The sequence below is a fragment of the Paucihalobacter sp. genome (assembly GCF_036825875.1).
GTDB lineage: Bacteria > Bacteroidota > Bacteroidia > Flavobacteriales > Flavobacteriaceae > Paucihalobacter.
Genome location: NZ_DAISXK010000058.1, coordinates 1 through 12529, shown reverse-complemented (window position 1 = coordinate 12529; position 12529 = coordinate 1). Strand labels below are relative to the sequence as shown.

11 protein-coding genes are annotated in these 12529 nt (G+C 35.3%); 2 read left to right on the top strand and 9 right to left on the bottom strand.

Translation table 11 applies throughout. From position 1 onward, the window contains the following. The 3 genes from V7Z48_RS12455 to V7Z48_RS12445 form a co-directional block, all read right to left on the bottom strand. On the bottom strand, positions 1-233 hold a 233-nt coding region (locus V7Z48_RS12455; RefSeq protein ID WP_334113882.1), incomplete at its 3' end, for an RNA polymerase sigma factor. A gap of 167 nt (positions 234-400) precedes the next feature. Further along, the gene (gene murB, locus V7Z48_RS12450) at positions 401-1414 is read right to left on the bottom strand and encodes a UDP-N-acetylmuramate dehydrogenase (RefSeq protein ID WP_334113881.1); all 1014 of its coding nucleotides are present in this window, start codon (positions 1412-1414) and stop codon (positions 401-403) included. Next, positions 1414-2604, bottom strand: a complete 1191-nt coding sequence (locus V7Z48_RS12445; protein WP_334113879.1) for a pyridoxal phosphate-dependent aminotransferase — start codon at positions 2602-2604, stop codon at positions 1414-1416. The genes murB and V7Z48_RS12445 overlap by 1 nt, the downstream gene beginning before the upstream one ends. 252 nt (positions 2605-2856) lie before the next feature. Here V7Z48_RS12445 and V7Z48_RS12440 point away from each other — a divergent pair, with 252 nt between their 5' ends. Continuing rightward, the gene (locus V7Z48_RS12440; protein WP_334113878.1) at positions 2857-4056 is read left to right on the top strand and encodes an aspartyl protease family protein; all 1200 of its coding nucleotides are present in this window, start codon (positions 2857-2859) and stop codon (positions 4054-4056) included. A 45-nt stretch (positions 4057-4101) separates the two neighbouring features. Here V7Z48_RS12440 and V7Z48_RS12435 read toward each other — a convergent pair whose 3' ends face one another. Further along, on the bottom strand, positions 4102-4527 hold the full coding sequence (locus V7Z48_RS12435) for a DUF1573 domain-containing protein (RefSeq protein ID WP_334113877.1): 426 nt from the start codon (positions 4525-4527) through the stop codon (positions 4102-4104). Positions 4528-4710: 183 nt separating this feature from the next. Between V7Z48_RS12435 and V7Z48_RS12430 the strand changes: the two genes are divergently transcribed. Next, positions 4711-7341, top strand: a complete 2631-nt coding sequence (locus tag V7Z48_RS12430; RefSeq protein WP_334113876.1) for a valine--tRNA ligase — start codon at positions 4711-4713, stop codon at positions 7339-7341. Between the two features lie 27 nt (positions 7342-7368). Here V7Z48_RS12430 and rodA read toward each other — a convergent pair whose 3' ends face one another. From rodA to mreB, 5 genes are all read right to left on the bottom strand, one after another. Continuing rightward, the gene (gene rodA / locus V7Z48_RS12425) at positions 7369-8649 is read right to left on the bottom strand and encodes a rod shape-determining protein RodA (protein WP_334113875.1); all 1281 of its coding nucleotides are present in this window, start codon (positions 8647-8649) and stop codon (positions 7369-7371) included. Continuing rightward, positions 8646-10538: a penicillin-binding protein 2 gene (gene mrdA, locus V7Z48_RS12420; protein WP_334113874.1), complete on the bottom strand. Its 1893-nt coding sequence runs from the start codon at positions 10536-10538 to the stop codon at positions 8646-8648. Before mrdA ends, rodA begins: the two co-directional genes overlap by 4 nt. Beyond that, the gene (locus V7Z48_RS12415; RefSeq protein WP_334113873.1) at positions 10535-11041 is read right to left on the bottom strand and encodes a rod shape-determining protein MreD; all 507 of its coding nucleotides are present in this window, start codon (positions 11039-11041) and stop codon (positions 10535-10537) included. The genes mrdA and V7Z48_RS12415 overlap by 4 nt, the downstream gene beginning before the upstream one ends. Next, positions 11034-11852, bottom strand: a complete 819-nt coding sequence (gene mreC, locus V7Z48_RS12410) for a rod shape-determining protein MreC (protein ID WP_334113872.1) — start codon at positions 11850-11852, stop codon at positions 11034-11036. Before mreC ends, V7Z48_RS12415 begins: the two co-directional genes overlap by 8 nt. A gap of 9 nt (positions 11853-11861) precedes the next feature. Then, positions 11862-12529 (bottom strand): rod shape-determining protein MreB (gene mreB, locus V7Z48_RS12405; protein WP_334113870.1); only part of this gene is annotated, 668 nt, incomplete at its 5' end.

Here is a 12529-nt window from a genome sequence, read left to right as displayed (position 1 = left end):
ATTCTAAACAGCCAGGTAAACAGCTTTGCTTTTTTAGAATCATACCTATCGGCATAGCGCCAAACTTTCACAAAGGTCTCTTGCAAGGCGTCCTCAGCCAATTCTTGATTATTGGTTACCTTAATAATCGACCCGAATAAAGCAGCGGAATAATGTTCGTAAAGGAGATTTAGTGCATGCTGATCACCTTCTTTAAGCAGTTGCGTAATTTCGTCTTCTAAATTTTGACTCAAGGATCTTCGGTTTTATGGTTGGGTTGGCGATTTTTTTGTAGAAAATTTTATTGGTTCGGTACTACAAGACAATATTCTTAAATAATTATGTTTATACAAGAACTACTAATGTAATGGTTTTTTGTTTTTTAAATATGTTTTTACCGTAATTATTAAAAATATAAGTTTTAAAACACATTAACTTCCATTTCTATTTGAATGCCAAAAAGCCGATTGATCGTATGCTGAATAAGATTTGCAAGATTTAAAATATCATTTCCACTAGCGTCGCCATAATTAACCAAAACCAGTGCTTGTTTATTGTGCACACCATAATTTTTAAAGGTTTTTCCTTTAAAACCGGCATGTTCAATTAACCAACCAGCAGGTACTTTTACCTCAGATTCTGAAACTGCATAATGCGGTATTTCAGGGAAATTTTCTAAAAGTTTAAGATAGTGTGATTTTTTTATAATAGGATTTTTGAAAAAACTGCCACTATTACCAATTTCTTTAGGATTGGGAAGTTTACTTTCTCTAATAGCGATGACCGCCTTAGATACATCCTTTATAGTGGGATTTTCAATATTAAAACGTTCTAATTCTGTTGTAATCGCACCGTAGTTGGTTTTTATATGGTGATTTTTGAAAGTGAGTTTGAAAGTAACGCTTAGAATTATATACAAATTTTTTAGGTCTTGTTTAAAAACGGATTCTCGGTAACCAAACTGGCATTCCTCATTGAAAAAGGTTTTTATGTTGCCAGTTTTAACATTTAAGGCATCGCAACTAATAAAAACATCTTTAATTTCAACACCATAGGCGCCAATATTTTGAATTGGTGTAGCACCAACACTTCCTGGAATTAATGATAAATTTTCAATGCCACCAAAATTCTGTTCTATACACCAAACAACGAATTCATGCCAGTTTTCACCCGCATAGGCTTTAACGTGAACTTCATCCTTTGTTTGATTGACTACTTCTTTGCCTTTTAAATTGATATGGATTACAAGCGCATCAACATTTTTAGTGAGAAGCATATTACTGCCACCACCTAAAATAAATTTGTTCTCGTAGCTTGATGTATTTAATGCAGCCTTTAAATCTTCTAAACTTTCAACCGAAACAAATGCTTTAGCCTTTACATCTATTCCAAATGTATTGTGGTTTTTTAAGGAAAAGTTTTTTTCAATTAGCATTAATCTTTATAAACTTTTAAAGCTTCTTTTAAAATATTCACGGCGGTAACTAAACTTTGTTCATGGAGTACATAAGCGATTCTTATTTGGTTTAATCCAACCCCAGGTGTCGAATAAAATCCAGCCGCTGGCGCTACCATTACTGTTTGATTATTGTACTCAAATTTCTCAAGTAACCATTGGGCAAAGTCATCGGCGTTTTTTACGGGTAACTCAACAATACAATAAAAGGCGCCATTTGGTTTGGCCACTTTAACACCAGGAATTGTTTCGAGTGCTGTCATTAAAGTATTCCGTCTCTGCATGTATTCTGCTTTTACCTCATCAAAATAACTTTGTGGTGTTTCCAAAGCCGCTTCACTGGCTATCTGTGCTAATGTTGGCGGACTGAGTCGCGCTTGTGCAAATTTTAAGGCTGTACTAATAAACGTCTTATTTTTTGAAACCAAATATCCAATGCGCGCACCACACATACTGTAACGCTTCGATACAGAATCTATAACTACAGCGTGTTCGTCTAATCCTGGAACTTGTAATACGGAAAAGTGTTTAACATCATCATACACAAATTCGCGATACACTTCATCGGCAATTAAAAATAAGTCGTGTTTTTTTACAATTTCAGCTAAGGTTTTAATTTCAGCTTCAGAATATAAATAACCTGTTGGATTTCCTGGATTACAAATTAAAATTGCGCGTGTTTTTGACGTAATCAGGTTTTCAAATTCTTCAATCGGTGGTAAGGCAAAATTATCTTCAATTTTGGAAATTACTGGGACTACTTTCACGCCTGAAGCTGTTGAAAATCCGTTATAATTAGCATAAAATGGTTCGGGAATAATGATTTCATCGCCTTCATCCATTACTGTTCCAAAAGCAAACAATAAAGCTTCACTTCCGCCTGTGGTTACAATGATGTCGTTGTGATTAACATGAATATCATTTTTTTCGTAATACTTGGCGATTTTTTTCCGGTAATCTTCAGAGCCTTCTGATCTGGTGTAAGCAATGGTTTCTAGCGAGTGAATTCTCACAGCATCTAAGGCCAATTGTGGTGTTTTAATATCAGGTTGCCCAATATTGAGATAAAATACAGTGGTACCCCTTTTTTCAGCGGCTTCCGCAAATGGCACCAATTTTCTAATAGGTGATGAAGGCATGTGCTGCCCTTTTTGAGAAATCTTTGGCATAGCTATTTTTATAATGCACAAAGTTGCAATTTTTTCTTAAGGAATAATTAAAAATTATACTAAAAATATGGGTTGTAATAATTCCTTTGTATCTTCATTTGTAGGTTTGATTTTGGTCCCATGAAACGTTTTTTATTTCTTTCGCTAATTTTTTTTTATACGACTTGCTTCGTTTTTGCTCAGAGTAAATTCAATTTATTAAACACTGAAAGCGATAAGATAAATTTTGAATTAATAGACAATTTAATCATCATGCCTGTTTCGGTAAATGGTATTGAACTTTCGTTTATTTTAGATACCGGCGTTAGTCGACCGATATTGTTTAATATATTAAATTTTGCTGATAGCTTACATCTCAAAAACCTTAAAACAATTTCCTTAAGGGGTTTAGGAGCTGATGGAGCGGTATCATCCATTAAGTCTGAAAAAAATATTGTTAGAATAGGAAAGGCAATAAATCCGAATCAAGATTTGTACGTGGTTTTCGACAATTCCATTAATTTTACCCCAATATTAGGGGTGCCAGTACATGGTATTATTGGTTATGATCTGCTCAAGGATTTTATTGTTGAAATCAATTATCGAAGAAAATTTATAAAACTTCACAACCCTCAAACTTATACTTATAGACCATGTCGAAAATGCGAAAGCTTAAATTTGAGTTTTAACAATAACAAACCGTATTTGCAGGCTGACATCCTTACTCAAAATGAACAAAATTCCGTCAAACTATTGATAGATACCGGAGGAAGCGATGATTTGTGGTTATTTGAGAACGATTCTATAGGTATTAAGCCCAAGGGGGATAAATATTTTGACGATTATTTAGGCCGAGGATTAAGCGGAAGTGTTTACGGAAAACGGTCGAAGGTGAGTCAGCTAAAACTAAAATCTTTCATGTTTCAGGATGTGAATGCTGCTTTTCCAGATTCGTCATCTATTTCTATTGCAAAAACATTTAAAGAAAGAAATGGAAGTATTTCAGGAGGATTGTTAAGACGATTTAATTTAATTGTTGATTATCCTTCTGCTAAATTAACTTTAAAAAAGAACAATAATTACAACTTGCCATTTGAGTATAATAAGAGCGGTATTGTTTTGGAACAGCGCGGACTGAGAGTCGTGAAAGAATTGATCAGTCCTAAATTCACAGATATGTACGGCAGAGATAATGAATCGGGTGTATTAATTACCACATCAGTAACGTATGGATATAACCTAAAACCATCCTTTGAAGTGGTGGTTGTAAGACCTAATTCTGCCGCCGAAATTGCAGGAATAAAGGTTGGTGATGTGGTCATTTCAATAAATGGCAAGGCCACTCAAAATTTGAGTCTTCAGGTTGTCAATAAAATGTTCTATCTCAAAACTGGCAACACGATTCGAATGATCGTTCAACGCAATAACAAAAATCTTGCTATCCAATTTAAGTTGGAAAATGTATTTAAATAAAAAACCCCCAAATTTTGGAGGTTTTTCTAACTTTAACTGCGCGTATTATTGTTCAATAACACTTTTAGATTTTTTTTCTAAAATATTGTTTTGAGACGAATCAATTACGGTTCCTTTTATTTTTAAGGCAACTGTTGGAGTTGCAGCATTAGAGATAACAGTTACCGTTTTTCTAATCGGGTTGACACGATTGGTATCGTATTTCACCTGAATCTCACCACTCTGACCCGGCATGATCGGCTCTTTGGTCCACTTAGGAACAGTACAGCCGCAGCTTGATTTTACATCAGAAATTATTAAAGGCGCTTCACCAGTGTTGGTGAACTCAAACGTTCTGAGGCCATCAGCTCCTTTTTCAATGGTTCCATAATCAATGGTTTCGGTTTTAAATTCAATTTTTGCTACTTTATCTTGGGCAAAAACACCAACACTAAGTAAACCAAAAAACAAAATAGTAATTACATTTTTCATCACTTCATTTTTAATTGTTAGATAAAATTACTTTCTTTTTATGTTTTAGCAAAATAAATTAGATGTATTACCACAAATTTATTTTTAAATGACCGTATTGCGCTACTTTAAGCAGTCATTTATTTCCTAAAAAAATAAATATAAGTACTTTTGCTCACTATATATCAAAAACAATACCAAAGCATGGAAATCCCATTACATTATAATGCAAATCAGGTAGAACAAAAGTGGTACGACTACTGGATGAACAACGATTATTTTAGTTCAAAACCAGATGATAGAACCCCGTATACTATTGTAATTCCGCCTCCAAATGTAACTGGGATTTTACATATGGGCCACATGCTCAACAATACCATTCAAGATGTATTGATCAGGAGAGCGCGTTTACAAGGAAAAAATGCGTGTTGGGTGCCTGGAACAGATCATGCCTCTATTGCTACCGAAGCAAAGGTAGTGGCTAAGCTTAAGGCTGAAGGGATTGATAAAAACACCCTTTCAAGAACAGAATTTTTGGAGCATGCTTGGGAATGGACCCATGAATATGGTGGCGTTATTTTGGAACAATTAAAGAAATTGGGTTGTTCTTGCGATTGGAACCGAACCAAATTTACCATGGATCCAGATATGAGCGCATCCGTAATTAAAGTTTTTGTTGATTTATACAACAAAGGGCTAATCTACAGAGGTTACCGCATGGTAAATTGGGATCCAGAAGCAAAAACTACTTTGTCTGAAGAGGAAGTTGAATATGTTGATCAAGAAGGAAAATTGTATTACCTCAATTATAAAATAGAAGGTTCTTCAGATACTTTAACCATTGCCACTACGCGTCCTGAAACGATTTTAGGCGATACTGCAATTTGTATAAATCCAAACGATGAGCGTTTTATTCATTTAAAAGGAAAAAAGGCAATCGTACCTATCTTCAATAGAGTTATTCCGATAATTGAAGATGCATATGTAGATATGGAATTTGGAACGGGTTGCTTAAAAGTAACGCCAGCACACGATGAAAACGACAAAACATTAGGAGACAAACATCAGCTAGAAATCATTGATATTTTTAACGACGATGCCACGCTCAATAGCTATGGTTTACATTACGAAGGAAAGGACAGATTCGAGGTTAGAACACTTATCGTAAAAGAACTCCAATCTTTAGATGCATTACTGAAAATTGAAAATCATACCAATAGAGTGGGAATTTCGGAACGCACCAAGGCTATTATTGAACCGCGACTCTCCGACCAATGGTTCTTAAAAATGGAAGATTTGGCACAACCGGCGATGAAGGCTGTTATGGAAGATGAAACTGTAAAACTCTTTCCAAAGCGTTTCAATAACACCTACAAACATTGGATGGAAAATATCCGAGATTGGAATATTTCACGACAATTACTTTGGGGTCAGCAGATACCTGCTTTTTACTACGGTGATGGTGAAGACGATTTTGTAGTAGCTGAAACTATTGACAATGCTTTAGAACTAGCCAAGAATAAATCTGGTAATCTTAATTTAACTAAAAATGACTTAAAGCAAGATTCCGATGTTTTAGATACATGGTTTTCGTCATGGTTATGGCCGATTAGTGTTTTTGATGGCATCAATAATCCCGACAATGCCGATATAAATTATTACTATCCAACCAACGATTTGGTGACAGGTCCAGACATTTTATTTTTCTGGGTTGCCAGAATGATTGTAGCAGGACTGGAATTTAAAAAGGAGGTCCCATTTAAAAATGTGTACCTCACAGGTTTGGTAAGAGACAAACAACGACGTAAAATGTCAAAATCATTAGGGAATAGTCCAGATGCACTTAAACTCATTGAAGTATTTGGTGCTGATGGCGTTAGAGTTGGATTATTGCTAAGTTCAGCAGCTGGGAATGATTTACTGTTTGATGAAAGTTTATGCAATCAAGGCAAAGGATTTGCCAATAAAATATGGAATGCCTTCAGGTTGCTAAACGGCTGGGATGTTGCCGATATTCAACAACCGCAATCCTCTAAAATTGCAATATCTTGGTACCAATCTAAATTTCAAAGCGCACTTACCGAAATTGAAGATAACTATGGTAAATTTCGACTTTCCGATGCTTTAATGAGCATTTACAAATTGATTTGGGATGACTTCTGTTCATGGCTATTAGAAATGATTAAGCCAGGATACCAGCAGCCTATTGATTCTAAAACTTTAGCTGATGTTAAAGCAATTTTTGAAGAAAATTTAAAAATACTACATCCGTTTATGCCGTTTTTAACTGAAGAAATTTGGCAGTTAATGGAAACTAGAACTGAAGAGGAGGCTTTAATTGTAGCAAATTATCCAATTGCTAAAAAATTTGATGCCAAACTAATTTCAGATTTTGAAACTGTAAAAGAAGTTGTTTCAGGTATAAGAGCTATAAGAAAGGAAAAGAATATAAACATCAAAAACGCCATTGATGTATCCGTCATTAATAATGATAGTTTTTCTTCAGACTACCATCCTGTCATAGAAAAATTAGGAAATGTTACTACAATTACCGAAGTAAATGCTGCTCCAGAAGGCGTTTTGAGTTTCAGGGTGAACAGTAACGAGTATTTTATTCCGATTGCTGGCACAGTCAATATTGATGAGGAAATAGAAAAATTACAAGCGGAACTGACCTATACAAAAGGATTTTTAAAATCGGTACAGGCAAAACTTTCTAACGAACGGTTTGTGAACAATGCACCTGATGCTGTTATTGAGAATGAGCGCAAAAAAGAGACAGATGCTTTGGCAAAAATTGAAACCATTACTGCAAGCCTTCAGAATTTAAAATAAAAAATGCGATTATCATTTTAAATAAGTTTACCACTCGTTAATTTTGTTGGCATCGAGCTTTACAAAAATAAACAGCATGATGGTAAATGCCCAAAGTCCGGAGCCGCCATAACTAAAAAAGGGTAAAGGAATCCCGATGGTCGGAATTAGTCCCATGACCATACCTACGTTGATGGTGAAGTGAACAAAGAAAATGGAGGCAACACAATAACCATACACCCGGCTAAAGTGATTTTTTTGAGCCTCAGCTAAAATCAAAATTCTTATAATAAGTAGCACGAATATAAGTACTACAAATGTGCTACCAAGAAAGCCCCATTCTTCGCCAACAGTGCTAAAGATGTAGTCGGTGTGTTGTTCTGGCACAAATTTACCAGTGGTCCTGGTACCTTCCATAAACCCTTTACCGCTTAAACCTCCGCTACTGATAGCTTTTTCAGATTCGTTAAGGTTGTAGAGAATGGTACGTTTCATTTCCTCTAGTTTTTGAGGATCTTTTTCTAAGCGCAGCCAAAGCTCTATTCTGTCTTTTTGGTGTGGTTTCAACATGTTTTTATAGAACTGCTGAATCCCAACTGAAATAGCAGCTATTAGCAGAAACACCCCTAAAAGTTGTAAAATTTGTCCTCTTTTTTTCCGTCGAGCTATATACAGTAAAATTAAAACTATACAAAAAAATAAGAGTGTAGCAATAATGCCGAATTTTAAGGTAAATACACTAATTAACAACAAAGTTATACCCATGATTAGATAAATTTGTTGAATCCCTTCACGATAGAGTACAAAGAAAAATGCTACGTAAACCACAGTACTACCTGTATCGTTTTGTAACAAAATAAGAAATGCTGGCAATGTGATAATAATGATTAATTTAAGCTGATCTTTTATAGATTTCAGGTCGGTTTCTAAATCACTTATATATTTTGCCACGGCTAATGCCGTTGCGAACTTGGCAAATTCACTGGGTTGAATGGTAATGCCACCAAAGCCATACCAAGATATAGCACCGTTAACTTCTTTGCCGAAAATGAACAAACCTATTAACGAAATGATGGAAGTTAAATAAATTATACTGGCAAATCTTTCGTAAAATTTCGCTTCAATTGCCAGAATAACAGCAATTAAGCCAAAGGTTAAAAAAATAAATATCAGCTGCTTGCCGTAGGGTTCATTCATGTCGAAATAACTTATTACCTCACCACTATGTGAAGCAGACATAATGTTAATCCAACCAAAAAAAACAAGGATTAAAAACAGTAAAATGGTAATCCAGTCAAATTTAAAATGTCTTTGGTTTTCGCGGCTCACGGTTTAAAATCTATAACTTTCAGTGTAGTTTCTCTGTTTATTTTGAATGGTTGACCGGATTGCGGCTTGGCGTATTCATCTTCTAATGAATGGGTTAAAATCCATCGTTCCATATCAGTTCGGGTAATTTCGCCTTTGATGTATTTTTCAATCATTAAGCTGGCAATTCTGCCCGCAAATCGACTACCCCAATAACCATTTTCCACAAAAACAGCGATGGCTATGGTTGGATTGTCTTTAGGTGCAAAAGCAACAAAGATTGAATGGTCGGTAAGCTGTGTTTTAACCCCATCTATTCTAACAAAATTTTCGGCAGTTCCTGTTTTTCCGCAAATTTCTATCTCAGGCACCTTGAGACTTTGCGCCGTTCCTTTGTTATAAACATCAAACATGCCTTGCACTACTGGCTCAAAATGTTGTTTGTCGACGGTTGTGTAATTTGGCTTGGTGAATTTTGGGTCTATAGTTTCGCCTTCAATATTCTTTATAATGTGCGGTGTGAAATAAAAGCCTCTGTTTCCAATGGCTGCGACCATATTTGCAAGCTGAATAGGTGTAGCTTCAACCTCGCCCTGGCCAATGGCATTCGAAACCACATAAGTAGAGCTCCATCTATTTTCACCATAACTGCGATTGTAAAAATCACCATCTGGTATTCTACCTCTTTGTCCTACCGCTAAGTCATTATTTAAAAAAGCGCCTAATCCAAAACTTTTTGCGTGATCACTCCAAATATCCATTCCTTCAGCTGGATCGCGGTATTTATCAATGATGCGTCTGTATACATTCACAAAGTAAGCATTACAAGATTGGGCAATACCGTCATTCATACTTAATGGCGAACCATGACTGTGGCAGCCTGTTAGTCGCCTTCCATTGTAATAATAACCCAACCTGCAGCCAAAACTTTCGTTGGTTGTAACCACATTTTCTTGCAAACCTATAAGTGCATTAATAACCTTAAACGGCGAGCCAGGTGCGTATTGTGCCTGCAAACCTCTGTCAAATAATGGTTTCGCAATGGAATCTCGGTACAACTGGTTAAAGTTTTTTGAACGATCTCTACCAACTAATAAATTAGGATTATAGGTAGGTGATGAGACCATTGCTAAAATTTGACCCGTAGCGGGCTCAATTGCTATGATGCCGCCACGTTTGTGTTTCATTAGTAATTCGCCGTATTGCTGAAGTGTGGCATCAATGGTGATTGTTATGTCTTTTCCGGGTTCGGGAAGTGTGTCATAAACGCCATTTTTATAAGGACCAATATCGCGGTTAAAACGGTCTTTTTGTATGAATTTGATTCCTTTTTTACCTTTAAGTATGTCTTCATAAGACAACTCTATTCCTTGTTTTCCAATTAAATCACCCATATTGTAATACGGGTTTCGTTTTATAATAGCATCGTTTACTTCGCCAATATCTCCGAGAACATTGGCACCAATTGTTGTTTGATAGGAACGCAGGGAACGTTTCTGAATGTAGAAACCTTCGTATTTTCGCAATTTTTCTTGTAAGGTAGCGTAATCTTCTTTTGATAGCTGTGGAATGAAAACAGAAGGCAATCTAGGTGAATAGGTATAAGCTTTGTTGTAAATTCGGGTAAAATCTTCTTTTGTAATATTTAATATTTGACAAAATTCGGTAGTGTCCAATGGCTTTACTTCTCTTGGAATGAGCATTAAATCATAGGAGGGTTGGTTGGCTACCAACAACTTTCCATTTCGGTCATACACATAACCCCGTTTAGGATAATCGTAAACTTTTCTTATAGCATTATCTTCGTAGATGTTATACTCACTGGTATTGTAAACCTGTAAATAGTACAATCGGCCAATAAAACTCAACCCAACAAAAATGACCACTGAAAATAATAATAATTTTCTCATCGTCGTTTTCTACTAAAAATTATATTCGTAATTAAACATACTATGATAGTAAAAATACTGCTAAAAACTACTTTTTTTAATATTTCTACGATTTCTGAAAACTTGAAAAATTCTAAACTGAAAAGCACTAAGTGATGCGTAACTACCCCAAATGTAACGTAGGTTATAAAACTTCCAAACTCCGATTGATTAAATTTAATTCCTTGATGATCGTATAACATTCCAAACGAAAATTTTAATATAGGAGGTCTGGCATATGCCAGAAAAACAGAAGCGGCCGCATGCACACCACCTGAGTCTGAAAAAACATCAACGCACAAACCTAAAAGAAAACTTAAGAACAAAAATAACACGCGATTATTGCTTGTAGGATAGGTTAAAATAAATAGTACGTAAATAAAAGGGTTGATGTATCCCAAAAAATTGATGTGATTAAGAACCAAACCTTGTGCGAGAAGGAGCAGTAAAAACGATGCTATTTTCTTGGTTATGAGGTTATTCATTATTGATATCTAATGATTTAATTTCTTTGGAATCTTTATTTTCTACAACATAAACATGCCCAATATTGGTCATATCATTAAATAATTCAACATCTATGGAATAGGTATCGCCACCAGGTTCTAGATTAATTTTATCAACTAGCCCAATTAAAATTCCTTTAGGGAAAATGGACGATTGTCCTCCGGTAATAATAGTATCGCCATTTTTCACAGGTGCAAATTTTGAAACATCAACCATTTGCACTATTTGTGGAGACTTAGCATTCCAGCGTAGAGAACCGATATGACTGCTATTTTTTATTTGTGCGTTTATCCGGCTTTTGGTATTTAAAATAGATTGTACTCGCGAATAACCATTGGTGGTCGCATCAATAATTCCTATAATTCCTTTGGATGTGAAAACACCAAAATCTTGGTTAATACCATCTTTCGAACCTTTATTAATAGTTAAATAATTGTTATTTAAAGCATAACTATTTTTGTAAACTTGGGCCGAATAAATGACATAGTTGCCCGAAATATTAATGGAATCTATGGTTGAATTGGCTTCTGTTTGATGTTGATTAAGCAACTGGCTTCGTAAGTTTTTGTTTTCTTCCAAAAGAAGTTCATTATCATTTTTTAATCCGAAATACTGTGTGATACCAAACTTGATTTCAAAAAGGCCTCCGCTAATAAAATTAGTAGAATTTAAGAATTTACTTCTGTGATAATTGTGATTTTGAATAGTAAGTGCAATGGATAATCCAAACAATAACATGAACATAAGAAATGTTTTATTTCTTAGTACAAAGTTTATAATTTGTTGCATGTTAAACTATTATTTAATCAGAATGCTTTTGAATTTGGCAAGATTTTTAAGCGTAATTCCTGTGCCACGCACCACAGCACGAAGCGGATCTTCAGCAATATATACGGGCAGGTCTGTTTTTTGAGAAAGTCGTTTGTCTAATCCTCTTAACATCGATCCACCGCCTGCAAGATAAATACCGGTATTGTAAATATCGGCAGCTAATTCTGGTGGTGTTTGCGATAGCGTTTCCATAACCGAGTCTTCAATACGAAGAATGGATTTGTCTAATGCTTTGGCTATTTCGCGATAAGAGATTTGAACCTGCTTTGGTTTTCCTGTTAATAAATCTCGACCTTGAACACTCATTTCGTCTGGAGGCAATTCTAAATCTTCGGTTGCAGCGCCAATCTGTATTTTTATTTTTTCAGCAGTTCTTTCACCTACGTAAAGATTGTGCTGAGTTCGCATGTAATATACAATATCGTTTGTGAAAACGTCGCCAGCAACTTTAACCGATTTGTCGCAAACAATTCCGCCTAAAGCAATAACAGCAATCTCGGTTGTGCCACCTCCGATATCTACAATCATATTACCCTTTGGTTGCATGATATCTATACCAATACCAATCGCAGCTGCCATGGGTTCGTGAATTAAATAAACTTCTTTACCGTTAACGCGTTCGCACGATTCTTTTA

Bases quoted from the DNA above. Each gene is read 5' to 3' on its own strand.
- V7Z48_RS12415 (WP_334113873.1), bottom strand. From the start codon at position 11,041: ATGAATAACCTCATAACCAAGAAAATAGCATCGTTTTTACTGCTCCTT.
- mrdA (WP_334113874.1), bottom strand. From the start codon at position 10,538: ATGAGAAAATTATTATTATTTTCAGTGGTCATTTTTGTTGGGTTGAGT.
- V7Z48_RS12445 (WP_334113879.1), bottom strand. From the start codon at position 2,604: ATGCCAAAGATTTCTCAAAAAGGGCAGCACATGCCTTCATCACCTATT.
- murB (WP_334113881.1), bottom strand. From the start codon at position 1,414: ATGCTAATTGAAAAAAACTTTTCCTTAAAAAACCACAATACATTTGGA.
- V7Z48_RS12435 (WP_334113877.1), bottom strand. From the start codon at position 4,527: ATGAAAAATGTAATTACTATTTTGTTTTTTGGTTTACTTAGTGTTGGT.
- mreC (WP_334113872.1), bottom strand. From the start codon at position 11,852: ATGCAACAAATTATAAACTTTGTACTAAGAAATAAAACATTTCTTATG.
- V7Z48_RS12440 (WP_334113878.1), top strand. From the start codon at position 2,857: ATGCCTGTTTCGGTAAATGGTATTGAACTTTCGTTTATTTTAGATACC.
- V7Z48_RS12430 (WP_334113876.1), top strand. From the start codon at position 4,711: ATGGAAATCCCATTACATTATAATGCAAATCAGGTAGAACAAAAGTGG.